Below are 23,318 nucleotides of genomic sequence, written 5' to 3'. Positions count from 1 at the left end.
CCTTGTTCACGACCGCGCGTTTCATGTTTATCACCTTGCTGGTGGCACTGCTCGCCCTCGGCGGCTGCCAGACGCCGCCCCCCAAAGGCCTGACCCCGGCGCAAGTGGCCGTCCTCAAGCAGCAAGGCTTCGAACTGACGGACGAAGGCTGGGCATTCGGCCTGTCCGGCAAAGTGCTGTTCGGCAGCGATGTCGAGACCCTCAACCAACCCAGCACCGACATCGTCCAACGCATCGGCAAGGCCTTGCTGAGCGTCGGCATCGAGCGCGTCCGCGTCGACGGCCACACCGATGCGTCGGGCAAAGAAACCTACAACCAGCAACTGTCCCTGCGCCGCGCAAAAAGCGTGGCGGCGGTGTTGACCGGTGTGGGCATGAAGGAAGAGAACATCCAGCTGCGCGGGCTGGGCAGCAGCGAGCCGGTGGCGCCGAACACCACAGTGGCGGGGCGCACGGAGAATCGGCGGGTGTCGATTGTGGTGATTGCGGACTGAGTCACTACCCCCATATCAACTTGAAACCCAATCAATTGTGGGGGCTGGCACTCCAGCTCCCACAGTTGTTTCTGCGGTGTGCCTGAAACAGCGTTCGCTAAGTAATGACTCCTTAGGAATGCTCTGCCATGACGAATGTTGATGGCTAGGCTGACGAGGTTTCGCTTTTTCGCACGAAGTCGGCTTAGTTAAATGGCCGCTCTGAGTCGTTCCAAAGCTCATCATTCAAATCCTCCGATACCTGCCACAAGCCGAGCCCCATGGACAACTCCGATATCGCGATCACGCTGGTCTTGATCTCAGCCTTCATGCACGCCACCTGGAACGCTGTCGTCCGCGCCGGCAGCAGTCGCTTCATGACCTTGGCCATGGTGGATGGCACCGCGCTGGTGATATGCCTGTTGGCGTTGCCGTTTGTCAGCGTGCCGAGCCTGGAGGTGTGGGGCTACATCCTCGTCTCCGTGGGACTCAATACGGTCTATCGGTTATTTCTGATCAAAGCCTACGAAACGGGTGATTTCGGGCAGGTGTACCCGGTGATGCGAGGGATTCCGCCCGTATTGGTCGCGCTGTTTTCCTACTTTATGTTGCATGAGCAATTGTCACGCGAGGCGCTGGTGGGTGTGGTGTTGATTTGTGTGGGCATCATCAGCCTGACCTTTGTGCGCAGGATGACGGCGCAGATGCTCAAGCCGATCCTGATGGCGGTGTGTGCCGGGGCGTTTATCGCGGCTTACACGGTGGTGGACGCCAAAGGCGTGAGAGCCAGTGAAACGGTGTTGCAATACATCATCTACCTGACGGTATTCCAGAGCATTCCGATCCCGGTGCTGGCGTTTTCCAGGGAGCGTTCGACCTTGGTGTGTGCGATACGTGGGCATTGGCGAGTTGGTCTGTTAGGCGGTGTTTTTTACCTGGCGTCTTACGGATTGGTGTTGTTTGCGTTGTCGCTGGACGCGGTGGCCAAGGTCTCAGCGCTGCGGGAAACCAGTGTTATTATCGGCGCCATTATTGCCGCGCTGTTCTTTCACGAACGGTTCGGTTGGCGACGGATGCTGTCGGCATTCGTCATTGTTTGCGGGATCATCTTGATCAAAGTGAGCACCTGATGGCCCAGCGTCCGCCTCCCACTCCGATGCTTCAAGCGTTCGTCAGCGCTGCGCAAACCGGTAGCTTTGCGCGTGCGGCGTCGCAGCTTAACCTCACTGCCAGCGCCATCAGCCATCAAATTGCAGGCTTGGAGGAATGGTGGGGCGTGCAGTTGTTTGAGCGGCATTCGCGCGGCGTCAAGCTGACGTCAGCAGGGCAGGCTTTGTTGCCGGTCACCGACGGATTTTTCAAGGCGCTGGATGGGGTCTTGCATTCACTCAACCCCGCAAAGTCCCGACCGCTGTACGTCTCATGCACGTCCTCGCTCTGTTCGACATGGCTGATCCCCAGGATGCACGGCTCTCACACTGAGGCTTCGTTCAACCTTGATCTGGTGTTGACCAGCGCCGACATCAGCAGCACCAGTCTGGAAGCGCATCAATACGATGTCGCGGTGGTGATGGGGTATGGCGATTACCCGGATCATCATGTTGAACTGCTGATGCGTGACGCGGTGTTCCCCGTCTGCTCGTCGGAATTTCTACGGTTGAAGGGGGATATCGCGCCGGGGGATGTGGCCCAATACCCGCTGATTCATAGGGTTGACGATCAGGTGTGTCCGGGGTGGGAAAGCTGGTTTGCGTTTCAGGGCCTGCCGACGCCGCCTTATCACCATGGGCCGCGCTTTCCGGATTCGAGCCTGGCGATCAGTCTGGCGGTAAAGGGCACAGGGATTGCGCTGGGCAGGACTGCGTTGGTGTATGACCAATTGGAAAACGGTGCATTGGTTGCGTTGAAAAGCCCCGTGATGATGTCCCCAGCGGCCTACTACATCATTTGTCGAAATGGGCGGCAGTCAGAGCCGGATATTGCGCGTCTGATTGAATGGCTCAAGACCCGTGCGGGTGAGTTCCTGCGCGAAGTTCGGGCTCGGTATCCACAAATAGCCGGGACCACCGCCGTTTAAATGTTGGGAGGAGCAGGGCTCCTCCCGCATTCGAACGGTGTTCGCTTAACGGCTTGGTGTCATCGCTTGCGTCAGGTCATCGACCACGGCCTTGCCCATTTCACACAGGTAATGCGCGGCCCACGCGTATTGCTCGCCGCGCACATCCATGGCGGCTTCCATCGCGAGTTTCTTGGAGTAGAAAAGCAGGGTGGAGGCGTGCTCTAACGCTTCCTCAATCGGCATGCCGGCGTTGACGCGGAACAGGGGTTTTTCGTTTTCGCCGTAATCGCCGAAGGTGACGACGCCGAGGGTAGTTATGGAGGAAAGCGGTGGGTCGGGGACGATTTTTGACATGATGTTTCCCAAATTTGCAGTAGGGGTCACCACGGCATGTCGCTAAACATGAAGAGGTGGCAGCTGTACACGGGTTAGCGAACCGGTAAATTTGGGAACCCGGCAGACCCGAAGGTCTCCCGCGTACAGCCGCCATAAAACGGTAAAGACAGGTAAAAAGCCTGGCAATACTTTGGCATCACATCCCAACTAATCCGAGTCGCTAAACCCGATCGCTGATGAGCAGCGAAGTCAGGAGGCTAGTGACCCAAACGGTAAGGCGCAATGGGGTAGAGAGTCTCTAGGAAACGTCCTGCAAATTAAAGCGAATCATCGTTGATGGCCCTTTAATCCGCGAACCTGATCTCCCTGGTCTCCCCCATCAACAACCCCTGATTCTGCTCCGTCACTTCCCTGATGTAGTCCCACAACAACGTAATCCGCTTCAACTTCCTCAGATCTTCCCGGCAATACATCCAGAACTGGCGAGTGATGGAAATCTGCTCCCCCAACACCGGCAACAACCGTGGATCCTGCGCCGCCAAAAAACACGGCAATATCGCCATCGACCGCCCTTGCTGCGCCGCCACGTACTGCGCGATCACGCTGGTACTGCGCAAACTCGCGCTGGCGCCGGGCACCACGTTGGCCAGGTACAGCAACTCCGAGCTGAACGCCAAGTCATCCACATAGCTGATAAATGGATGTTCGGCCAAGTCCGCCGGTTTGCGGATCGGCGGGTGTTGGTCGAGGTATTCCTGGGTCGCGTACAGCTGCAATTTGTAGTCGCACAATTTGCAGCACACATAGGGCCCGTGTTCCGGGCGTTCCAGGGCGATGACGATGTCGGCTTCGCGCTTGGACAGGCTGATGAAGTGGGGCAGGGGCAGGATATCTACCGAGATGGCCGGGTAGGTGTCGACGAAGTGGCTCAATTGCGGGGTGACGAAGAAGCTGCCGAACCCTTCGGTGCAGCCCATGCGCACATGCCCCGACAGCGCCACGCCGGAGCCGGAGACTTGCTCGCAGGCCATGTGCAGGGTGCTTTCGATGGACTCGGCGTAGCCCAGCAAGCGCTGGCCTTCGGGGGTGAGGACGAAGCCGTTGGTCCGGGATTTTTCGAACAGCAGCGTACCGAGTGACACTTCCAGTGAACTGATGCGCCGCGACACCGTGGTGTAGTCCACCGCCAGGCGCTTGGCGGCCACGCTGGCCTTGCGGGTGCGGGCCACTTCGAGGAAAAACTTCAGGTCATCCCAGTTCAGGGAGCCCAGCGACGTGATGTTTTTTTGCATATTGGTCCGGCTTTTATGTGCGTTCTTATTAGAGATTTGCACATCTATACTCGAAAAACAGTCCGAACGCCTCATTTCCAAGGCGATTCACGCGCCTTGTCTCTGCATAACTACAAGATTGGAGACCACATGAACGCTTCTGCCGATATTTCCGTGCAACAGGTCAAGCTGCTGATCAATGGTGAATGGGTCGAGTCAAAGACCACCCACTGGCAAGACATCGTCAACCCGGCCACCCAAGAGGTGCTGGCCAAAGTCCCGTTCGCTACTGCCGATGAAGTCAACACTGCCATCGACGCTGCCCACCATGCCTTCCAGACCTGGAAGCTGACGCCGATCGGCGCACGCATGCGCATCATGCTCAAGCTGCAAGCCTTGATCCGCGAACATTCCAAGCGCATTGCCGTGGTGCTCAGCAACGAGCAGGGCAAGACCATTGCCGATGCCGAAGGCGATATTTTCCGTGGCCTGGAAGTGGTGGAACACGCCTGCTCCATTGGCACCCTGCAGATGGGCGAGTTTGCTGAAAACGTAGCCGGTGGCGTCGACACCTACACCCTGCGCCAACCCATCGGCGTGTGCGCTGGCATCACTCCGTTCAACTTCCCGGCGATGATTCCACTGTGGATGTTCCCGATGGCCATCGCCTGCGGTAACACCTTCGTGCTCAAGCCGTCCGAGCAGGACCCGTTGTCGACCATGCTGCTGGTGGAGCTGGCGCTGGAAGCTGGCGTGCCGGCTGGCGTGCTCAACGTGGTGCACGGCGGCAAGGATGTGGTGGATGCGCTGTGCACCCATAAAGACATCAAGGCCGTGTCCTTCGTGGGCTCGACCGCTGTGGGCACTCACGTGTATGACCTGGCCGGCAAACACGGCAAGCGTGTGCAGTCGATGATGGGCGCCAAGAACCACGCGGTGGTGCTGCCGGATGCCAACCGCGAACACACCCTCAATGCCCTGGTCGGCGCCGGTTTTGGCGCGGCGGGTCAGCGTTGCATGGCCACTTCGGTGGTGGTGCTGGTGGGCGCGTCCAAGCAATGGTTGCCGGACCTGAAAGCGCTGGCGCAAAAACTCAAGGTCAACGCCGGCAGTGAAGCGGGCACCGACGTCGGCCCGGTGATCTCCAAACGTGCCAAGGCACGCATCCTGGAACTGATTGAAAGCGGCGTAAAAGAAGGCGCCAAGCTGGAGCTGGACGGCCGTGACATCAAGGTTGCGGGCTTCGAGCAAGGCAACTTTGTCGGCCCGACCCTGTTCTCGGGCGTGACCACCGATATGCAAATCTATACCCAGGAAATCTTTGGCCCGGTGCTGGTGGTGCTTGAGGTCGCGACCCTCGACGAGGCCATCGCCCTGGTCAACGCCAACCCGTTCGGCAACGGCACTGGCCTGTTCACCCAGAGCGGCGCGGCGGCGCGTAAGTTCCAGAGCGAAATCGACGTAGGCCAGGTCGGCATCAACATCCCGATCCCGGTACCGGTGCCGTTCTTCAGCTTCACCGGTTCGCGCGGTTCAAAGCTTGGCGACCTCGGCCCGTACGGCAAGCAAGTGGTGCAGTTCTACACCCAGACCAAAACCGTCACCAGCCGCTGGTTCGATGACGACACGGTCAACGATGGCGTCAACACCACCATCAACCTGCGCTGATTCCGGGAGACGACCATGAAGATTGCATTTATCGGCTTGGGCAACATGGGCGCACCCATGGCCCGCAACCTGATCAAGGCCGGCAATGCGCTGAACCTGTTTGATTTGAACCAGACGGTGCTCAAGGAGCTGGCCGAGCTGGGTGGCACCATCAGCGATTCACCGCGTGATGCGGCCACGGGCGCTGAACTGGTGATCACCATGCTACCCGCTGCTGCCCATGTGCGCAGCGTGTGGCTGAATGAAGACGGTGTACTCGCCGGCATCGGCCCAGGCGTACCGGCGGTGGATTGCAGCACCATCGACCCGCAAACCATCCGCGATGTGGCGGCTGCGGCGGCCAAGCAAGGTGTGACCGTGGCCGACGCCCCCGTCTCCGGGGGCACGGGCGGCGCCGCAGCCGGGACGCTGACCTTCATGGTCGGCGCCACCCCTGAACTGTTCGCCACCCTGCAACCGGTGCTGGCGCAGATGGGCCGCAACATCGTGCACTGCGGTGAAGTGGGCACCGGGCAAATCGCCAAGATCTGCAACAACCTGCTGCTGGGGATCAGCATGGTCGGTGTCAGTGAAGCCATGGCGTTGGGCGATGCGCTGGGCATCGACACCCAGGTGCTGGCCGGCATCATCAACAGCTCCACCGGACGTTGCTGGAGTTCCGACACCTACAACCCATGGCCGGGCGTGATTGAAACCGCGCCGTCGTCGCGGGGGTACACCGGTGGGTTTGGTGCCGACCTGATGCTCAAAGATTTGGGCCTGGCGACCGAAGCGGCGCGTCAGGCCAAGCAACCCGTGATTCTGGGCGCTGTGGCCCAGCAGTTGTATCAGTCAATGAGCCAGCGTGGGGAAGGGGGCAAGGACTTCTCGGCGATTATCAACAGCTATCGCAAGCCCAAATAGGGGCGTTTTCCGGGAGCCGGCTTTGGGTGGCTCCCGGTTTTTTGCAATTAGCGAGCCTTTTGACCTTTCAGCCAGCATCCCACCACATAAGGCACCAGACTTGATGCCTTTCCTCGCATGAATTCGTAGCCGTAGGGCTTACGCGAAACGGCCAATCCAATCAGGACCTTTTCGGCAGAATGCCTGGCTTTTGTAACCAGTCCTGCGGCCGGCTGAGTGGTCAGTGATGTGCCCACGACCAGCACTTTCTCTGCGTTTTTAAAGTGCTGCAGCGCCTTGTCGATATTCGGCACATTTTCGCCATACCAGACGATATGGGGGCGTAATTGGCTGCCTTTTTCACAGGTGTCACCGAGCAAGATCGGCTTATCGTCGATCTTGTAAATCAGTTGCTCGTCGACCGTGCTTTGCGCCAGGTTGATTTGGCCATGCAGATGCACAACGCATGTGGACCCAGCGCGCTCGTGCAGGTCGTCGACGTTTTGCGTGATCACCACGACATCAAACTGCTGTTCTAACTCCGCTATGGCGCGGTGCGCCGCATTGGGCTGTGCAGTCCACGCCTTGTACCGTAACGCGTTATAGAACGCCAGCACGTCTGTGGGGTGCCTACGCCATGCCTCTGGCGTAGCGACGTCTTCGACGCGATGGTCCATCCACAGTCCGGTTTCGTCGTTGAACGTGTCCAGGCCACTTTCGGCACTGATGCCGGAGCCGGTGAAGATGACGATTTTTCGTTTGCATTTGTCAGTGGTCATGGACGTTGCCTCGCGCATTCCGCTCGAACTTCTGTGAGCGCAGGGCATAAATACTGACCCAAAAAAACCGTCGCTAGCGACGGTTTTTTTGTAGGAGTGTTCCTCGTTTCGGGCTCTACTTAATCACGCAAACACAAAATACTTACGCACCGTCTCGACCACTTCCCACGTCCCCTTCATCCCCGGCTCCACCACAAAGATATCCCCAGCCCGCAAATGAATCGGCTCCAGGCCTTCTGGGGTGATGATGCAGTAGCCTTCCTGGAAGTGGCAGTATTCCCACTTCACGTAGTCCACGTACCACTTGCCCGGGGTGCAGATCCAGGTGCCCATGATCTTGCTGCCGTCTTCGCTGGTGTAGGCGTTGAGGTTGACGGTGTGCGGGTCACCTTCGAGTTTTTCCCATTTGCAGGCGTCCAGGACCGGCAGGGGATGGGTGTCGCGCAGTACGGTGATGGGCTTGGACATGATGTCTCCAGGGCAGGGAATGGAAAGGTCCACCCTAAGGCCTTGGGCGTTGGGTCAGTGGTCTGAACTCGACATCGGGATGCCCAGAAGCGCAGCGGTGTTTATTTGATATAACCCATCACCAATCCGCCATTTCCTCGCAGTAAGTGCGAAAGATTTCCTGCTTCACGCCAGAATTCGCAAGAAAATTCGCAGCAGGCCCTCGTATCATTCACCCCAGTAACCGCCGAGAGCCTTGAAATGAACCCAATAAAAACGTGGTGGGATATCAGCCCGCCCTTGAGTACGGCGACCCCGACCTGGCCGGGGGATACGCCGTTCCAGGAAGAGCGTGTGTGGCAGTTTGGCCCGGAGTGTCCGGTGAATGTCGGGCGTATCACGCTATCCCCACATACCGGCGCCCACGTGGATGCGCCGCTGCATTACAGCGCGGACGGCGCGCCGATTGGCGAGGTGTCGTTGGATGTGTACCTGGGGCCATGCCGTGTGCTGCATTGCCTGGACAGCGGCGCGCTGGTGCAGCCGCATCAGTTGGAAGGCCGTGTGGATAACTTGCCCGAGCGCGTACTGCTGCGCACTTATCCACAAGCGCCGCTGACTGAATGGGATTCGAATTTCACCGCCATCGCTCCGCAAACCATCGAGCTGCTCGCCAGCCTGGGTGTGCGCTTGATCGGCATCGATACGCCATCCCTGGACCCGCAGCAGTCCAAGACCATGGATTCCCACAACGCTGTGGCGCGCCATGGCATGGCGATTCTCGAAGGCATCGTGCTCGATGACGTACCCGAGGGCGACTATGAGTTGATCGCACTGCCGCTGCGGTTTGCCAACCTGGACGCGAGCCCGGTCCGCGCCATTCTCCGTCCGCTCAAGGAGCTTACGCGATGAGCCAATGTCCCTTCTCTGCCGATTACCAACCTCCGGAAGAATGGCATAACGCCGAACTGAATTTTTCCGAGTCCATGAGCTACGGCGATTACCTGGACCTGGGCAAAGTCCTCAGCGCCCAGCACCCGCTGTCGCCGGACCACAACGAAATGCTCTTCATCATCCAGCACCAGACGTCCGAGCTGTGGATGAAACTCATGCTCCACGAACTCAAGGCCGCCCGTGAACACGTGCGCCTGGGCGAGCTGCCGCCGGCGTTCAAGATGCTGGCGCGGGTGTCGCGGATCTTCGATCAACTGGTGCATGCCTGGGCGGTGCTGGCGACGATGACGCCGTCGGAGTACAAATCGATCCGCCCGTTCCTGGGGCAGTCGTCGGGGTTTCAGTCGTTCCAGTACCGTGAGATCGAATTTATCCTCGGCAATAAAAGCGCGGCGCTGTTGCGGCCCCACGCCCATCGGCCGGAGTTGTTGAACGAGTTGAAAGTGGCGATTGCCACGCCGTCGCTGTATGACGAGGCGATCAACCTGATGGTCAAGGCGGGCCTGGCGATTGATCCGAAACGCGCCGAGCGCGACCCTACGGCCGCGACGGTCCACGATGAATCGGTAGAGGCGGCGTGGCGTGAGGTGTATCGCGATCCGAGCCGGTATTGGGATTTGTATCAGTTGGCCGAAAAGTTTATCGACCTGGAGGACTCGTTCCGTCAGTGGCGCTTCCGCCATGTGACCACGGTCGAGCGGATTATCGGCTTTCAGCCGGGAACCGGTGGCACGGAAGGGGTGGGGTATTTGCGCAAGATGCTAGATACCGTGCTGTTCCCAGAGCTGTGGCGAGTACGCTCAACGCTCTAAACAAAAAGCCCCGGATCACCGGGGCTTTTCATTTGGAACACATTCAAAACTGTGGGAGCTGGCTTGCCTGCGATGGCATCACCTCGGTCTCACGGTAAACCGAGTCGCCTGCATCGCGGGCAAGCCCGGCTCCCACAGGGATCACTGTGCGTTCACTACCGCGTTACTCCTGCGAACCCGCAACCGGTAGGCAATGTAGATAATCCCCACCCACACCGGCATCGCATACACCGACTCGCTGATGCCCGGAATCGCCAGCATCACGCTGATGATCATCACCATGAACGCCAGGCACAGGTAGTTGCTGAACGGGAACCAGAAGGTCTTGAACGATGGCGTCAGGCCTTGTTCGCCCATGGCTTTGCGGAACTTGATGTGGGTGATGCTGATCAGTGCCCAGTTGATCATCAGCGAGGCAACCACCAGCGCGAACAGCAGTTCCAGCGCGCTCTGCGGTGCCACGTAGTTGACCACCACGCACAGCATCGTCACCAGCGCCGAAATCGCCAGGGCGCGGATCGGCACGCCTTGCTTGTTCAGCTTCATCAGCGATTTCGGTGCATCGCCTTGCTCGGCCAGGCCGAACAGCATGCGGCTGTTGCAGTACACGCCGCTGTTGTACACCGACAACGCCGCGGTCAGCACCACGAAGTTGAGGATGTGCGCGGCGGTGTCGTTGCCGATCAGCGAGAAGATCTGCACGAACGGGCTACCACTGTAGGCATCGCCCGAGGCGCCGAGGGTTTGCAGCAACTGGTCCCACGGGTACAGCGACAGCAGTACGGTCAGGGCGCCGACGTAGAAAATCAGGATCCGGTAGACCACCTGGTTGATCGCTTTCGGGATCACCTTGCGCGGCTCGCTGGCTTCGGCGGCAGTGATGCCCACCAGCTCCAGGCCACCGAACGAGAACATGATGAACGCCATGGACATCAACAGCCCCATGCCGCCATTCGGGAAGAACCCGCCGTGGCTCCACAGGTTGCTGACCGAGGCTTGTGGGCCGCCGGTGCCGCTGAACAGCAGGTAGCAGCCGAGTACGATCATGCCGACAATCGCCACCACCTTGATGATCGCGAACCAGAACTCGGCCTCACCGAAGAACTTCACGTTCAGGGTATTGATCAGGTTCACCGCGACAAAGAACACCAGTGCACTGACCCAGGTCGGGATCTCCGGCCACCAGAACTGGATGTACTTGCCCACCGCCGTCAGTTCGGCCATGCCCACCAGCACGTAGAGTACCCAGTAGTTCCAGCCCGCCAGGAAGCCCGCGTAGCCGCCCCAGTATTTGTGCGCGAAGTGGCTGAAGGAACCGGCCACCGGCTCTTCAACGATCATCTCGCCGAGCTGGCGCATGATCAGGAACGCGATGAAACCGGCAATCGCGTAGCCCAGGATCATCGACGGCCCCGCCGACTTGAGCACCCCGGCCGAGCCGAGGAACAACCCCGTGCCGATCGCCCCTCCCAAGGCGATCAGCTGAATGTGCCGGTTCTTCAAGCCACGCTTGAGGCCTACCGGGTTAACCATGTCATCCGCCATTAACATTCCCTTCTACTTGTTGTTCTCAGGGTTGAGTGCACGCCGCATCTGCCCCTCAGAAGTACTGAGGGTCAGATATTACTCTGCGTAAACTTTTCGTAATACAGCTGAACGCCATCAAGTGCCTGATCCGCCAGCCATTGCTGTATGGATTCGACCATTGGAGGGGGGCCGCACAGGTACATATCTGCCGAACTGTCCCGCAATTCGGCCAGGTCAAAATGCTCGGTGAGGTAGCCGCGCTTGCCGGGCCAATCCTCTGACGGTGCGCTGAGGACTTCGGTGTAGCGAAAGTTCGGGATTTTTGCAGCATAACCCTGGATGCGCGCCGCTTCGCACAAGTCTTCGGCACCGCGCACGCCGTAATACAGGTGCACCGGTTGGTCGCAACCGTTGGCCGCCAGTTCATCGAGCATGCCCAGCAAGGCCGACAGCCCGGTGCCACCCGCCACCAGTACCAATGGTTGGGTGACGTGGCGCAGGTAGAAGGCGCCGAGGGGCGCTTCCATCAACAGCTCATCGCCCACTTGGCAGCGCTCGCGCAGGTAGTTGCTCATCACCCCATCGGGCAACAGGCGCACCAAAAATTGCAGGCGGTTGCCCGGCAGGTTGGCGAAAGAATATGAGCGCCAACTGTGCGTGCCAGGCACCGCTAGGCGGGCATATTGGCCCGGCAGAAAATCCAGCGACTGATCCAACTGCACCCGCAGGATCGCTGTGCTGGCCGACACCTGCTCCACCGCGTTCACGCTGCCCTTGACCTGAACCGGCCCCGGCGCGTTGCACAGGCTCGAATCAAAGTCGAAATAGAACGTCGCGTCAGACTTCACCCGCGTCTGGCAACTGAGCACCTTGCGCTGTTGCAGGTCGAGGCTGGACAGCGCCTCTTCGTCGACATAGTCCTGGCTGTAATCGCCGGATTCGCAACGGCCCTGGCAGGTGCCGCAGACACCCTCACGGCAATCCAGTGGGATCTTGATGCCGTTGCGCAGCGCCGCATCCAGCAGGATTTCATGGGCGCCCACCGGGAAAAACAGGGTTTTGCCGTCGGCAAAACTGAAGGCTACTTTGTGATTCATCCACCGTTCTCCATGGATTGGATAACTGTAGTGAGCGGGCTTGCCCCGCGCTGGAGTGCGCAGCGCTCCCAAGCTTTTGGGGCCGCTGCGCAGCCCAGCGCGGGGCAAGCCCGCTCACTACAAGTCACAGTCGGCTGTCAAAGGTGATAGAAATCCAGCACCGAGTTGATGGTGTCGTTGAGCAGCAACGCGTGCTTGCGTGTGATCAACCAACTGTCGCCATTCGGCTTGAGGTTGTACGTCGCATGCCCGTAAAACTGCTCCGACATGGCCAATCGATAGAACAACGTGTGCCAGTTCAATTTCACCTCCAGCGTTCCATCCGCCTGCTCCGCCACGCGCACGTTATTGATCAGGTGCAAGGTGCGCGGCATCGGTGTCGCCGACGCGGCTTTGCCGGTGCGCAAACGGAACACACGGTCTTCCAGGCCCGAGCGGTTGGCGTAGTAGATCAACGACATCTCGCGCTTGGGATCACGGGTGTAGACGTGTTCCGAGTCCCATTGCGGCAGGTGGAACTCGCTCTGCGGGTCGAACAACTGCACATAGGCGTCCCAGTCCTGGGCGTCGCACAGCTCGGATTTGCGGTAGAAGAACTGCTCGATCTGATACTGCAGTTGCGCATTCATCACTTCACCTCCCGCAATGTCAGCGCTTGGTTGTCGAGGCCCTTGAGCAGGAACTGCTGCCAGTTGCGATGCTGGTTCACATAGAGGCCTTCATGGGTGAATTCGGTGCCGGTCATGGCCGGTTGGATGCCGATGGCTTCGCTGTTCGGCGTGGGGCCGGTTTCCCAGCGATGGCTGCCGCGTGAGATGTCGCTCCAGCGCTCAAGCCGGCCCTGGAAACCGCGCTGGGCCTCGCGGAATTCCACCAGGTCGTCCGGCGTGCCCATGCCGGACACGTTGAAGAAGTCCTCGAACTGGCGAATACGGTTTTCGCGGTCCGCGTCGGACTCGCCCTTCACCCCCAGGCACTGGCTGATGATCTCGGTCTTGTTCCACGCCACCGGGCGGATGATGCGCAGCTGCGAGCTGATCTGGTCGAGGAAGAACAGGCTCGGGTAGATATTCAGGTTGCGCAGGCGGTGCATCATCCACTCGGCCTTTGGCTGGCCGTGTTCTTCCACCAGGCGCGGCATGATGGTGGCGTAGCCGGAGCGCACGCTGGGGTTGGGCATGTCGCTGAACAACACACTGTGACCATTGTTGAAGGCGAACCAGCCGTCATCGGTGTTGGCGTCACCCGCGCCGAGCTTGCTGTAATCGAGGGTGCTCCCTGCGCCGGTGCCGTTCTCGGTGTTCACTTGCTGGCGATGCTGCACCGTGGCCACGTAGTTGTAGTGCACGGTGCTGACGTGATAACCGTCCAGGCCGTTCTCGTTTTGCAGCTTCCAGTTGCCGTCGTAGGTGTAGGCGGATTTGCCCGGCAATACCTCCAACTCACCGGTAGCGGACTGGGCGACCATCATGTCGAAGAACACTTTGGCGTCGCCCAGGAAGTCTTCCAGGCTGTCGGTGCCCGCCACATCCAGGCTGATGAACACGAAGCCTTTGTAGCTTTCGATGCGGGCCTTTTTCAGCCCGCGCGTCGCCTTGTCGAAACCCTCCGGGTATTCCCCCGGCGCCTTGACCTTCACCAGCCGGCCATCGCTCTTGTAGCACCAGGCGTGGAACGGGCAGGTGAAAGTGGACTGGTTGCCCTTGCCGACCCGCGTCAAAGTGGTGCCGCGATGCTGGCAGGCGTTGATCAGCGCGTTGAGTTGGCCTTCGCCGTCGCGGGTGATGATCATTGGCTGGCGCCCGGCGCGCATCGTCACGAAGTCGTGGTTATTGGCTAGTTCGCTTTCGTGGCAGGCGTAGATCCAGTTCTTTTCGAAGATCAGTTCCATCTCCAGATCGAACAGTTCCGGCTCGGTGAACATGTCACGGGCGATGCGGAACACCTCATCCGCCGGGCGAAAATCCAGACAACCTTCGATAAATGTTTTCCACTGCTCGACGCTTCTTGCACCACTCATGGGAGGCACCTTTTGATAGGGCTAATCGGTGGTTTATTAGAGGCAGCGGGGCAGGGCGCGGGCTATCCGCTTAGTGGGGGAACCTGCGCCGGATAATTGGGCAGCAAATACCCAACCCGGTGCGCAGCGGTGACGGGATGCGCTACTGTCTGGCAAGGCAATGGCCGCAAAAGTCGGCGGCTTATCCACTTAGTCGACCTTTGCTATCCACCCGCTGGCCATTGCGCCGGCGTGGCGCATTATTTGCTGTCAAACAACAAAACGACGCGCCGCCAGAGCGCGCAACAGCCTAACCGCCGTGGGTGCACCCTGATGAGCAGCCAAACGATTCAACGCTTCGACCTGGAAGGCGCACGCAGCTGGATGTCCGGCATCTGCGGGCCCCATCGCCTGGCCACCGCCACGCCCGAGCGCCTGCGTTTCCACCACAGTGCCAACATGTTCAAGTCCCGCGCCACCACCTTGGGCGTCATCGAATACGGCACCGACGTGACCATCGACATCGAAGACGCCGAGCACTTCAGCAGCTACAGCCTGAGCCTGCCGTTGGTGGGCGAGCAGGAGTTGAGCAAGAACGGTGAGCGCCTGAGCTCCAACCGCGACCAGGGCGTGATCATCTCGCCCAACGAGCATCAGGTGCTGGCGATTTCCGGCGACTGCCGCAAGTTGCAGGTGGTGATCACGCGGGCGGCGATGAGTGAGTCGCTGGAAGGTTTGCTGCAACGGCCGATTGAGGCGCCGCTGCGCTTTGAGTCGGTGATGGACGCGGTGGACGGCGCTTCGGCGGCGTGGTGGCGCATGGCACGCTACTTCATCGCGGAGTTGGAACACGGCAGTGAATTGTATGAGCAACCAGCGTTTACCCGTGACCTGGAAAGCTCGCTGATCAAGGGCCTGATCCTGGCCCAGCCGAACAATTACTCCGAAGAGCTGCGCGATGTCCTCGGTGTGAAACTGCCGCATTACCTGATCCGTGCGCGCCAGTACATCCACGACAATGCTCGGGACGCCGTGCATCTGGAAGACTTGGAGGCCGCGGCTGGCGTATCGCGGTTCAAGTTGTTTGATGCCTTTCGCAAATACTTTGCGCTGTCACCGATGGCCTATTTGAAAAAGCATCGGCTGTCTGCGGTGCGCCAGGCCATCCTTGAACAGGGCTCCACCAGCACCATCTCCGAGATTGCCCTGGGCTGGGGCTTTACCCACCTTGGGCGGTTTTCGGCGGAGTATCGCAAGCTGTTCGATGAGTCGCCGAGCCAGACGCTGCAGCGCAATGATGCCCGGCGCCTGCGTGGCTAGATCAACTCTTCCACCAGTTGCAGGCAATGACTGAGCCCCGGCGACTGGTCATTCACCCGTCGGCTGAGGATGATCGGCGAGGTCGCCGTGGCCTCCACCACCGGCGTGTAGCCGATGTCCGCGCGGTGCAGCACCTGCACGGAGGCGGGCACCAGCGTCACGCCCATGCCGGCGCCGACCAGACCAATGGCGGTCTGCAATTCGTTGGTCCACTGCGCCACCTTGAGGCTCAGGCCATGGGCGTCGAACAGCGCGATCACATGGTCGGCGTAGCTGGGGCGCGGGTTGCCGGGGTAGAGCACAAAGGGTTCGGCGGCCAGTTGGGCGAGGGTGGCGGGCGCATCGAGCAACGGGTGGCCGGCAGGCAGCACGGCGACCAGCCGATCCTCCACCAGCACGCGCTGGACAATGGCCGGGTCGTCGATGCGAATCCGCCCGAACCCCACATCGATGCGCCCGGCCTTGAGCGCTTCGACCTGCTGCAAGGTGGTCATTTCCGACAGCCCCAACTCCAGCTCCAGCGCCTCATGGGTGCGCAGCCGGCGGATCAGTTCCGGCAGCACGCCATACAAGGTCGAGGGCGCAAAGCCGATGCCCAGCCAAGTCTTCTCGCCTTGGCCGATGCGTCGGGTGTTGTCGCAGACCTTGCTCAGCTGTTCCAGCAGCACGTTGGCATGCTCATAGAAAAACCGCCCGGCTTCGGTCAGCCGCAACGGTCGGCCACGCTCCAGCAGGATCACCCCCAACTCATCTTCCAGTTGCTGGATCTGCCGGCTCAACGGCGGCTGGGCGATGTGCAAACGTTCGGCGGCGCGGGTGAAGTTCAGGGTTTCCCCCAGCACCTGGAAATAGCGCAGATGACGCAATTCCATAACCACTCCTTTCATACCTTGAGGGTATTGCTTCAGACCCATTCTATATTGGAAGCCTTTAAAAATACGGCACAGAATCGGCTCAAACCTAAAAAGAACCCAACGGGTATAGCCATGCCGATTTGCGCCATCGAGTCGATCGACACGATCATCGTCGACCTCCCCACCATTCGCCCGCACAAGCTGGCGATGCACACCATGCAAAACCAGACCTTGGTGATCATCCGCCTGCGCTGCGCCGACGGCATCGAGGGCATCGGCGAAGCCACTACCATTGGCGGCCTGAGCTACGGCAACGAAAGCCCCGACAGCATCAAGATCAACATCGACCGCCACTTCGCGCCGCTGCTGATCGGCCAGGACGCGAGCAATATCAACGCGGCCATGTTGCGCCTGGAACGCAGCATTCGCGGCAACACCTTTGCCAAGTCCGGGATCGAAAGCGCCTTGCTCGATGCACTGGGCAAACGCTTGAACCTGCCGGTCAGCGAACTGCTCGGCGGCCGTGTGCGCGATGCCTTGCCGGTGGCCTGGACCCTGGCCAGCGGCAACACGGAAAAGGACATTGCCGAAGCGGAAAAGATGCTCGACCTGCGCCGCCACCGCATTTTCAAATTGAAGATCGGCGCCGGTGAAGTCAGCCAAGACCTGGCCCATGTGATTGCCATCAAAAAAGCCCTGGGCGACCGCGCCAGTGTGCGCGTCGACGTCAACCAGGCTTGGGATGAAGCGGTGGCACTGCGTGCCTGCAAGGTGCTCGGCGACAACGGAATCGACCTGATCGAACAACCCATCTCCCGCAACAACCGGGGCGGCATGGCGCGGCTCAACCTGTCGAGCCCGGCGCCGATCATGGCCGATGAATCCATCGAGTGCGTCGAGGATGCCTTCAATCTGGCCCGCGAAGGTGCGGCCTCGGTCTTTGCGTTGAAGATCGCCAAGAACGGCGGCCCGCGCGCCGTATTGCGTACGGCCGCCATTGCCGAAGCGGCGGGCATCGGCCTGTACGGCGGCACCATGCTCGAAGGCGGCATCGGCACCCTGGCCTCGGCCCATGCCTTTCTCACGCTGAACAAACTGGCGTGGGACACCGAGTTGTTCGGCCCGTTGTTGCTCACCGAAGACATCCTCACCGAACCGCCGGTGTACCGCGATTTCCAACTGCATGTTTCCACCGCACCGGGCCTGGGCCTGGCCATCGATGAAGAGCGCCTGGCGTTCTTCCGTCGTGACAAACACTAAGAGGCGCCTGCCATGTTGTTCCACGTAAAAATGACCGTGAACCTGCCCCTCGATATGAATCCCGAGCGCGCCGCTGCGCTCAAGGCCGAAGAAAAAGCCTTGGCGCAGCGCCTGCAACAGCAAGGTAAATGGCGCCACCTGTGGCGCATCGCCGGGCATTACGCCAACTACAGCGTGTTCGATGTCGACAGCGTGCAGGACCTGCACGACCTGCTGATGCAACTGCCGCTTTTCCCCTACATGGCCATCGAAGTGAATGCCCTGTGCCGTCACCCGTCGTCGATCCATGAGGATGACCGCTAAGCCGGTTTTCACCCTAATAACTACAAGATGAGGAATGCACCATGTCCATCCGACTGTCCCAGACTGCCCATGCCCAACAGTTTCTCGAAGAAGCCAGCGGCAACCTCAATGACGGCGGTAACCCGCGTACCAAGGCGTTGATCTACCGGATCCTGCGCGACACCGTGAACATCATCGAAGACCTGGAAGTGACCCCGGAAGAGTTCTGGAAGGCGGTCAACTATCTGAACGACTTGGGCAAGCACCAGGAAACCGGCTTGCTCGCCGCCGGGCTGGGCCTGGAGCATTACCTCGACCTGTTGATGGACGCCGCCGACGAGGAAGCCGGCAAATCCGGTGGTACGCCGCGCACCATCGAAGGCCCCTTGTATGTGGCCGGTGCGCCGCTGTCGAAGTATGAGGCGCGACTGGATGATGGCAAGGACGACGCGGTGCCGCTGTTCATGCGCGGGCAAGTGCGTGACACCGAGGGCAAGCCGCTGGCGGGGGCGATTGTGGACGTGTGGCAGGCCAATACCGGTGGCACCTATTCATGGTTTGACCCGACGCAATCGGAGTTCAACCTGCGCCGACGCATCGAGACCGATGCCCAGGGCAACTACCGGTTTCGCAGTATCGTGCCGTCGGGCTACGGCTGCCCGCCGACCGGGCCGACCCAGCAACTGCTCGATCAACTGGGGCGCCACGGGCAGCGGCCGGCGCATATTCACTTCTTCATTTCGGCGCCGGGGCATCGACACCTGACCACGCAGATCAACCTGTCGGATGACCCGTACCTGCATGATGATTTTGCCTATGCGACGCGGGATGAGTTGATCGCCGAGATTCGCTTCAGTGAAGATCCGCAGCTGGCCCGCGAGTTTGGTGTGGAAGGGCGGTTTGCGCAGATTGATTTTGACTTTGAATTGCAGGTCGCTGATGCGCCGGTAGAGCAAAAGCGCATGCAGCGCGTGCGCGCCCTCGAAGACTAAACGCGGTTAAAAATGTGGGAGCTGGCTTGCCTGCGATAGCAATGGTGCATTCACCACCGTCATCGCAGGCAAGCCAGCTCCCACAGAGTGCGGTGGTGTTGGGGCTATTTGCGGATAACCAGGTCCAACACCTCATCCCGATCCTTGATCTTCTGCAACACAATCTCCGAGCGTATATCCATCACCCCCGCCGTGCGGTTCAGGTGGTTCACGATAAAGTCCGAGAAGTGCTTGAGATTGCGCGCCTGCACCCGCAGCACATAGTTGCTGGCGCCGGTGATCACGTAGGCGCTGGCCACCTCCGGCCAGCCCTGCACTTTCTTGATGAACGTCTCATGCCAATCCTCCACATCCTGGCGCAAGGACAGGTGGACGATGGCCTCCAGCTCGATCCCCAATTGCTCCGCATTCAGCACTGCGCGGTAGCCGCTGATGATTCCCTCGCTCTCCAGCAAGCGCAAACGGCGCAGGCAGGCGGACGGCGACAGCGCGACTTTTTCCGCCAGTTCCTGGTTGCTGATGCGGCCATCCTGTTGCAGGAAATGCAGGAGGCGCAGGTCGGTGGCGTCGAGAATCATGGTTAGAATAAATCCGCGTGTTTGGGGGTTAAATTCGAATTTCCTACAGCTTAATTAGCCTGTTGCTACTCACTTTGCACGAAAATTCTCTAAAACTTCGTTCATTATTTGGTCCATTCTTACTTATAAAAACCAGGACCGCCCATGACCCCTCGAAGCCATTGCCAAGCCCTCGACGCCCAGGACCCGCTGGCACCGTTGCGCAGCCAGTTCGCCTTGCCGGAGGGCGTGATCTACCTCGACGGCAACTCCCTCGGCGCCCGCCCGGTGGCGGCGTTGGCGCGGGCGCAGGCGGTGATTGCCGAAGAGTGGGGCAACGGGCTCATCCGCAGCTGGAACGCCGCCGGCTGGGCGGATTTATCCCAGCGCCTGGGCAATCGCCTGGCGCCGTTGATTGGCGCGCGTGACAACGAAGTGGTGATCACCGATACCACCTCGATCAACCTGTTCAAGGTGCTGAGCGCCGCATTGACCGTGCAGCGTCAACGCCAGCCGCATCGCAAGGTGATCGTCAGCGAGGCGAGCAACTTCCCAACCGACCTGTACATCGCAGAAGGCTTGGCTGAACTGCTGCAACAGGGCTATTCCCTGCGCCTGGTGAACAGCCCGGACGAACTGCCCCAGGCGATCGATCAGGACGTGGCGGTGGTGATGCTCACCCACGTCAATTACAAGACCGGCTACATGTACGACATGCAGGCGCTGACCGCCTTGAGCCATGAGTGTGGCGCGTTGAGTATCTGGGACCTGGCGCATTCGGCCGGCGCGGTGCCTATCGACCTGCATCAGGCCGGCGCCGATTATGCGATCGGCTGCACCTACAAGTACCTCAACGGCGGCCCGGGTTCCCAGGCGTTTGTGTGGGTCAACCCGGCGTTGGTGGATGTGGTACGTCAGCCGTTGTCAGGCTGGTTCGGGCATACCCGGCAGTTCGCCATGGAATCGACTTATGCACCGAGTGCCGGTATCGCTCGCTACCTGTGTGGCACGCAGCCGATCACTTCGCTGGCGATGGTTGAATGTGGCCTGGAGATTTTTGCCCAAACCGATATGGCGAGTTTACGCAGCAAGTCCCTGGCGTTGACCGACCTGTTTATCGCGTTGGTCGAAGCCCGTTGCGCTGCCCATGACTTGAAGTTGATCACCCCACGCGAGCACGCCAGGCGTGGTAGCCATGTGAGCTTCGAACACCCTGAAGGCTACGCGGTGATCCAGGCCTTGATCGCCCGTGGGGTGATCGGTGATTACCGTGAGCCGCGCATCATGCGGTTTGGTTTTACGCCGTTGTACACGAGCTTTACCGAGGTGTTTGACGCTGTGGAAATCCTTGGCGACATCCTCGACAACCACACCTGGGACCAGCCGCAATTCAAAGTCCGCAACAGCGTCACCTGACACACCTACCGACCACCTGTGCAATCACAATAATAAAGGGGCACACCACGTGACCACGCCAGACAACGGCTTTGCAGAGATCACCCACCGCGAACTGGGCCTGCGGCGCCAGCTCACTTCCGGCCAGATGAGCATGATCGCCATCGGCGGCGCCATTGGCACCGGGCTGTTCATGGGCAGCGCCTACGCCATCGGCTATGCCGGGCCCAGCGTCTTGGTGAGCTACGCCATCGGCGCATTGATCACCTTGCTGTTGATGGGCTGCCTGGCGGAGATGACGGTGGCCCATTCCACCTCGGGCTCCTTCGGTGCCTATGCCGAGTTCTACATCAGTCCGCTCGCCGGGTTCCTGGTGCGTTATGCCTACTGGGCGGCGATTGTGTTGGCGGTGGGCGCCGAGGTCACGGCGGTGGCGATGTACATGAAGTACTGGTTCGCCAACGTGCCGGAATGGGTGTGGATCGTGTCGTTTTCCAGCGTGTTGATCCTGCTCAATGCGATCAGCGTGAAGACGTTTGGCAACTTCGAATACTGGTTTTCCACGATCAAGATCAGTGCGATTGTCGGCTTCATCATCCTTGCCGTGTACGTGGTGTTCGGCTCCGGCAATCCGGAGTACGGCGTGCAGAACTACACGGCCCACGACGGCTTTTTTCCCCATGGCCTGAGCGGCATGTGGATGGCGGTGATCGTGTCGATCTTCAGCTATTTGAGTGTGGAGATGATCGCCGTGGCCGCCGGTGAAGCCGCCGACCCGGAACAGGCGGTGAAGAAAGCCTTCCGCGCGACCATCGTGCGGCTGGTGGTGTTTTACCTGCTGACCCTGGCGCTGATGCTGGCCATCGTGCCGTGGAACCAGGCCGGGCAGACCCAGAGCCCGTTCGTCACGGTGATGCAGACCATCGGCATTCCCGGTGCGACCGGCGTGATGAACTTCGTGATCCTGATCGCCGCGCTCTCGGCGATGAACAGCCAGCTCTACATCACCACCCGCATGATGTTCAGCCTGTCCCGCGCCGGCTTTGCGCCCAAGTCCATGGGCGCGTTGAGCAAGAGCGGCATCCCGTTGAACGCGTTGCTGCTGTCCAGTTCGGGCATTGCGCTGGCGACGTTGCTCAACGTGGTGTACCCGGAAAGCTCGTTCACGCTGATGATGGCGATCTCGATGTTTGGCGCGATCTTCACCTGGTTCATGATCTTCCTCACCCACCTGTTCTTCCGGCGCTACCGCAAGCGTCACGGTGGGCCGAAATTGTCGTTCCAACTGCGGCTGTTTCCCTACAGCACGTTGCTGGGGCTGGTGCTGATGGGCGCGGTGATGATCACGACCTATTTCACCGACGCGTTCAAGATGACCCTGGTGTTTGGCGTGCCGTTCCTGCTGATTCTGTCGGCGGTGTATTACGGGTTCTTCCGCAAGGGCAGGGCCAAGGCGTCGAACAAGGCCTTGGCATAACCGGGCAGCTGTTCGAACGAACGCGCACATAACAGCAGTTTCCGACAGGCCCACGCTTCTTGCAGAGGGTGGGCCTTGACGCTGGGTTCCAGCGGCCAACGTTCCAGCGCGGCCTGGGGCACGATACCCAGGCCAGCGCCGCGGGCGACCATGCGAATAACCCCATCAAACCCTTCGGCACGGATGCGCGTCTGCATACGAAAGCCGGCGTGCAGTGCCTGTTCTTCAAGATAAACCGTCAACGCGCTGTGAGTGGCGAGGCCGACAAAGTCGTGTTGCAGGCTATCGACAAAACTCCCAGCGGTGAACGGATGATCCAGCGGCGCGATCAGCACCAGCGGGTCGTCGCGAAAGGGCAGGGTTTGCAGGCCGTGGGTGTCCACCGCGTCGGAAATGATCCCAATATCCGCCGTGCCCTGGCGCAAGGCCTGGGTGATGCGCAGGCTCGGCAGCTCCTGCAGGTCGATATCGAGGTTGGGGTGCTCGCACAGAAAGTCCGCCAGCAATTCCGGCAGGTATTCGCTGAGGGCGGTGGTGTTGCACAGCAAGCGCACCTGGCCTTTGATGCCGTTGGCGTATTCCGCGAGGTCTTGCTGCAGGTGTTCGGCTTGTTGCAGCAACAAGCGTGCGTGGCGGGCCAGGGCCTTGCCGGCGGGCGTTGGTGTGACGCCTCGACGGTTACGCGCCAGGAACTCGATACCCAACGAAGCCTCCATCGCCCGGATACGCGCACTCGCGGCGGCCAGGGACAAATGGCTGCGCCCGGCACCGGCGGTGATGTTGCCGGTGTCGAGGATGTGCAGATAGAGGCGCAGGTCGATCAAGTCAAAGTGCATGGCACCAGCCTAAGGGAAAACAAGAGTCTGCCTCAGTATAT

Annotated in this window: 24 protein-coding genes; 13 read left to right on the top strand and 11 right to left on the bottom strand. The window is 60.1% G+C overall.

Annotated features, from left to right (window positions below):
- Positions 1-2: 2 nt before the first annotated feature.
- The 3 genes from ACP7BX_RS28585 to ACP7BX_RS28575 all read left to right on the top strand — a co-directional run bounded on the left by ACP7BX_RS28585 (position 3) and on the right by ACP7BX_RS28575 (position 2,550).
- On the top strand, positions 3-494 hold the full coding sequence (locus ACP7BX_RS28585; RefSeq protein ID WP_177059864.1) for an OmpA family protein: 492 nt from the start codon (positions 3-5) through the stop codon (positions 492-494).
- A gap of 260 nt (positions 495-754) precedes the next feature.
- Positions 755-1,603: an EamA family transporter gene (locus ACP7BX_RS28580; protein ID WP_426130982.1), complete on the top strand. Its 849-nt coding sequence runs from the start codon at positions 755-757 to the stop codon at positions 1,601-1,603.
- Positions 1,603-2,550, top strand: coding sequence for a LysR substrate-binding domain-containing protein (locus tag ACP7BX_RS28575; RefSeq protein WP_426130984.1), 948 nt, complete (start codon positions 1,603-1,605; stop codon positions 2,548-2,550). The genes ACP7BX_RS28580 and ACP7BX_RS28575 overlap by 1 nt, the downstream gene beginning before the upstream one ends.
- 45 nt (positions 2,551-2,595) lie before the next feature.
- On the opposite strand, the gene ACP7BX_RS28570 is transcribed toward ACP7BX_RS28575, so the two are convergent.
- Positions 2,596-2,886 carry a DUF3077 domain-containing protein gene (locus ACP7BX_RS28570; RefSeq protein ID WP_426130986.1) on the bottom strand — a complete coding sequence of 97 codons (291 nt, stop codon included), beginning with the start codon at positions 2,884-2,886 and terminating at the stop codon, positions 2,596-2,598.
- A 326-nt stretch (positions 2,887-3,212) separates the two neighbouring features.
- Positions 3,213-4,160 (bottom strand): LysR family transcriptional regulator, encoded by a 948-nt coding sequence (locus ACP7BX_RS28565; protein WP_426130988.1) that lies wholly within the window; start codon positions 4,158-4,160, stop codon positions 3,213-3,215.
- A gap of 129 nt (positions 4,161-4,289) precedes the next feature.
- Here ACP7BX_RS28565 and ACP7BX_RS28560 point away from each other — a divergent pair, with 129 nt between their 5' ends.
- The gene (locus ACP7BX_RS28560) at positions 4,290-5,807 is read left to right on the top strand and encodes a CoA-acylating methylmalonate-semialdehyde dehydrogenase (RefSeq protein WP_426130990.1); all 1,518 of its coding nucleotides are present in this window, start codon (positions 4,290-4,292) and stop codon (positions 5,805-5,807) included.
- Positions 5,808-5,822: 15 nt separating this feature from the next.
- Positions 5,823-6,710, top strand: coding sequence for a 3-hydroxyisobutyrate dehydrogenase (gene mmsB, locus ACP7BX_RS28555; RefSeq protein WP_426130992.1), 888 nt, complete (start codon positions 5,823-5,825; stop codon positions 6,708-6,710).
- 47 nt (positions 6,711-6,757) lie between these two features.
- Here mmsB and ACP7BX_RS28550 read toward each other — a convergent pair whose 3' ends face one another.
- A complete protein-coding gene (locus ACP7BX_RS28550; RefSeq protein ID WP_426130994.1) occupies positions 6,758-7,468 on the bottom strand; it encodes an SIR2 family NAD-dependent protein deacylase in 711 nt (236 codons plus the stop codon).
- A gap of 123 nt (positions 7,469-7,591) precedes the next feature.
- The gene (locus tag ACP7BX_RS28545) at positions 7,592-7,936 is read right to left on the bottom strand and encodes a cupin domain-containing protein (RefSeq protein WP_010206533.1); all 345 of its coding nucleotides are present in this window, start codon (positions 7,934-7,936) and stop codon (positions 7,592-7,594) included.
- Positions 7,937-8,176: 240 nt separating this feature from the next.
- Here ACP7BX_RS28545 and kynB point away from each other — a divergent pair, with 240 nt between their 5' ends.
- On the top strand, positions 8,177-8,827 hold the full coding sequence (kynB, locus tag ACP7BX_RS28540) for an arylformamidase (RefSeq protein ID WP_426130996.1): 651 nt from the start codon (positions 8,177-8,179) through the stop codon (positions 8,825-8,827).
- Positions 8,824-9,681, top strand: coding sequence for a tryptophan 2,3-dioxygenase (gene kynA / locus ACP7BX_RS28535; protein ID WP_016974893.1), 858 nt, complete (start codon positions 8,824-8,826; stop codon positions 9,679-9,681). The genes kynB and kynA overlap by 4 nt, the downstream gene beginning before the upstream one ends.
- Before the next feature lie 141 nt (positions 9,682-9,822).
- Here the strand turns inward: kynA and ACP7BX_RS28530 are convergent, their stop codons facing one another.
- From ACP7BX_RS28530 to antA, 4 genes are all read right to left on the bottom strand, one after another.
- A complete protein-coding gene (locus tag ACP7BX_RS28530; RefSeq protein ID WP_426130999.1) occupies positions 9,823-11,226 on the bottom strand; it encodes an amino acid permease in 1,404 nt (467 codons plus the stop codon).
- A 71-nt stretch (positions 11,227-11,297) separates the two neighbouring features.
- Complete coding sequence (antC, locus tag ACP7BX_RS28525) at positions 11,298-12,305, bottom strand: anthranilate 1,2-dioxygenase electron transfer component AntC (RefSeq protein WP_426131001.1); 1,008 nt, start codon at positions 12,303-12,305, stop codon at positions 11,298-11,300.
- 137 nt (positions 12,306-12,442) lie between these two features.
- On the bottom strand, positions 12,443-12,934 hold the full coding sequence (gene antB, locus ACP7BX_RS28520) for an anthranilate 1,2-dioxygenase small subunit (protein ID WP_426131003.1): 492 nt from the start codon (positions 12,932-12,934) through the stop codon (positions 12,443-12,445).
- Positions 12,934-14,325, bottom strand: coding sequence for an anthranilate 1,2-dioxygenase large subunit (antA, locus tag ACP7BX_RS28515; RefSeq protein ID WP_126571425.1), 1,392 nt, complete (start codon positions 14,323-14,325; stop codon positions 12,934-12,936). Before antA ends, antB begins: the two co-directional genes overlap by 1 nt.
- Positions 14,326-14,637: 312 nt before the next feature.
- Here antA and ACP7BX_RS28510 point away from each other — a divergent pair, with 312 nt between their 5' ends.
- Positions 14,638-15,624 carry an AraC family transcriptional regulator gene (locus ACP7BX_RS28510; protein WP_314533941.1) on the top strand — a complete coding sequence of 329 codons (987 nt, stop codon included), beginning with the start codon at positions 14,638-14,640 and terminating at the stop codon, positions 15,622-15,624.
- On the opposite strand, the gene ACP7BX_RS28505 is transcribed toward ACP7BX_RS28510, so the two are convergent.
- Complete coding sequence (locus ACP7BX_RS28505) at positions 15,621-16,496, bottom strand: LysR family transcriptional regulator (RefSeq protein ID WP_177075116.1); 876 nt, start codon at positions 16,494-16,496, stop codon at positions 15,621-15,623. The genes ACP7BX_RS28510 and ACP7BX_RS28505 overlap by 4 nt on opposite strands.
- 114 nt (positions 16,497-16,610) lie before the next feature.
- On the opposite strand from ACP7BX_RS28505, the gene ACP7BX_RS28500 reads away from it, so the two are divergent.
- The 3 genes from ACP7BX_RS28500 to catA are packed head-to-tail and all read left to right on the top strand — an operon-like array spanning position 16,611 to position 19,012.
- Positions 16,611-17,738 (top strand): muconate cycloisomerase family protein, encoded by a 1,128-nt coding sequence (locus ACP7BX_RS28500; protein WP_426131006.1) that lies wholly within the window; start codon positions 16,611-16,613, stop codon positions 17,736-17,738.
- A gap of 12 nt (positions 17,739-17,750) precedes the next feature.
- A complete protein-coding gene (gene catC / locus ACP7BX_RS28495; protein WP_038845065.1) occupies positions 17,751-18,041 on the top strand; it encodes a muconolactone Delta-isomerase in 291 nt (96 codons plus the stop codon).
- Between the two features lie 41 nt (positions 18,042-18,082).
- Positions 18,083-19,012 (top strand): catechol 1,2-dioxygenase, encoded by a 930-nt coding sequence (catA, locus tag ACP7BX_RS28490; protein WP_426131008.1) that lies wholly within the window; start codon positions 18,083-18,085, stop codon positions 19,010-19,012.
- A gap of 104 nt (positions 19,013-19,116) precedes the next feature.
- On the opposite strand, the gene ACP7BX_RS28485 is transcribed toward catA, so the two are convergent.
- Positions 19,117-19,590, bottom strand: a complete 474-nt coding sequence (locus ACP7BX_RS28485) for an Lrp/AsnC family transcriptional regulator (RefSeq protein WP_016974903.1) — start codon at positions 19,588-19,590, stop codon at positions 19,117-19,119.
- A 144-nt stretch (positions 19,591-19,734) separates the two neighbouring features.
- On the opposite strand from ACP7BX_RS28485, the gene kynU reads away from it, so the two are divergent.
- Together kynU and ACP7BX_RS28475 are read left to right on the top strand one after the other, a co-directional pair.
- Positions 19,735-20,985 (top strand): kynureninase, encoded by a 1,251-nt coding sequence (gene kynU, locus ACP7BX_RS28480; RefSeq protein WP_177075119.1) that lies wholly within the window; start codon positions 19,735-19,737, stop codon positions 20,983-20,985.
- Between the two features lie 49 nt (positions 20,986-21,034).
- A complete protein-coding gene (locus ACP7BX_RS28475; RefSeq protein WP_016974905.1) occupies positions 21,035-22,441 on the top strand; it encodes an amino acid permease in 1,407 nt (468 codons plus the stop codon).
- On the opposite strand, the gene ACP7BX_RS28470 is transcribed toward ACP7BX_RS28475, so the two are convergent.
- Positions 22,387-23,277, bottom strand: a complete 891-nt coding sequence (locus ACP7BX_RS28470; protein WP_426131011.1) for a LysR substrate-binding domain-containing protein — start codon at positions 23,275-23,277, stop codon at positions 22,387-22,389. The genes ACP7BX_RS28475 and ACP7BX_RS28470 overlap by 55 nt on opposite strands.
- Positions 23,278-23,318: the final 41 nt, after the last annotated feature.

This window comes from Pseudomonas sp. DWP3-1-3b3, from assembly GCF_049896305.1.
In the GTDB taxonomy this organism is placed as follows: Bacteria; Pseudomonadota; Gammaproteobacteria; order Pseudomonadales; family Pseudomonadaceae; genus Aquipseudomonas; species Aquipseudomonas azotoformans_A.
The sequence above is the reverse complement of the archived record's forward strand: the minus strand, read 5'-3'. Positions and strand labels throughout refer to the sequence as shown.

Coding starts and splice junctions, on each gene's coding strand:
- ACP7BX_RS28580 (WP_426130982.1), top strand. CDS start 755: ATGGACAACTCCGATATCGCGATCACGCTGGTCTTGATCTCAGCCTTC.
- ACP7BX_RS28575 (WP_426130984.1), top strand. CDS start 1,603: ATGGCCCAGCGTCCGCCTCCCACTCCGATGCTTCAAGCGTTCGTCAGC.
- ACP7BX_RS28570 (WP_426130986.1), bottom strand. CDS start 2,886: ATGTCAAAAATCGTCCCCGACCCACCGCTTTCCTCCATAACTACCCTC.
- ACP7BX_RS28565 (WP_426130988.1), bottom strand. CDS start 4,160: ATGCAAAAAAACATCACGTCGCTGGGCTCCCTGAACTGGGATGACCTG.
- ACP7BX_RS28560 (WP_426130990.1), top strand. CDS start 4,290: ATGAACGCTTCTGCCGATATTTCCGTGCAACAGGTCAAGCTGCTGATC.
- mmsB (WP_426130992.1), top strand. CDS start 5,823: ATGAAGATTGCATTTATCGGCTTGGGCAACATGGGCGCACCCATGGCC.
- ACP7BX_RS28550 (WP_426130994.1), bottom strand. CDS start 7,468: ATGACCACTGACAAATGCAAACGAAAAATCGTCATCTTCACCGGCTCC.
- ACP7BX_RS28545 (WP_010206533.1), bottom strand. CDS start 7,936: ATGTCCAAGCCCATCACCGTACTGCGCGACACCCATCCCCTGCCGGTC.
- kynB (WP_426130996.1), top strand. CDS start 8,177: ATGAACCCAATAAAAACGTGGTGGGATATCAGCCCGCCCTTGAGTACG.
- kynA (WP_016974893.1), top strand. CDS start 8,824: ATGAGCCAATGTCCCTTCTCTGCCGATTACCAACCTCCGGAAGAATGG.
- ACP7BX_RS28530 (WP_426130999.1), bottom strand. CDS start 11,226: ATGGCGGATGACATGGTTAACCCGGTAGGCCTCAAGCGTGGCTTGAAG.
- antC (WP_426131001.1), bottom strand. CDS start 12,305: ATGAATCACAAAGTAGCCTTCAGTTTTGCCGACGGCAAAACCCTGTTT.
- antB (WP_426131003.1), bottom strand. CDS start 12,934: ATGAATGCGCAACTGCAGTATCAGATCGAGCAGTTCTTCTACCGCAAA.
- antA (WP_126571425.1), bottom strand. CDS start 14,325: ATGAGTGGTGCAAGAAGCGTCGAGCAGTGGAAAACATTTATCGAAGGT.
- ACP7BX_RS28510 (WP_314533941.1), top strand. CDS start 14,638: ATGAGCAGCCAAACGATTCAACGCTTCGACCTGGAAGGCGCACGCAGC.
- ACP7BX_RS28505 (WP_177075116.1), bottom strand. CDS start 16,496: ATGGAATTGCGTCATCTGCGCTATTTCCAGGTGCTGGGGGAAACCCTG.
- ACP7BX_RS28500 (WP_426131006.1), top strand. CDS start 16,611: ATGCCGATTTGCGCCATCGAGTCGATCGACACGATCATCGTCGACCTC.
- catC (WP_038845065.1), top strand. CDS start 17,751: ATGTTGTTCCACGTAAAAATGACCGTGAACCTGCCCCTCGATATGAAT.
- catA (WP_426131008.1), top strand. CDS start 18,083: ATGTCCATCCGACTGTCCCAGACTGCCCATGCCCAACAGTTTCTCGAA.
- ACP7BX_RS28485 (WP_016974903.1), bottom strand. CDS start 19,590: ATGATTCTCGACGCCACCGACCTGCGCCTCCTGCATTTCCTGCAACAG.
- kynU (WP_177075119.1), top strand. CDS start 19,735: ATGACCCCTCGAAGCCATTGCCAAGCCCTCGACGCCCAGGACCCGCTG.
- ACP7BX_RS28470 (WP_426131011.1), bottom strand. CDS start 23,277: ATGCACTTTGACTTGATCGACCTGCGCCTCTATCTGCACATCCTCGAC.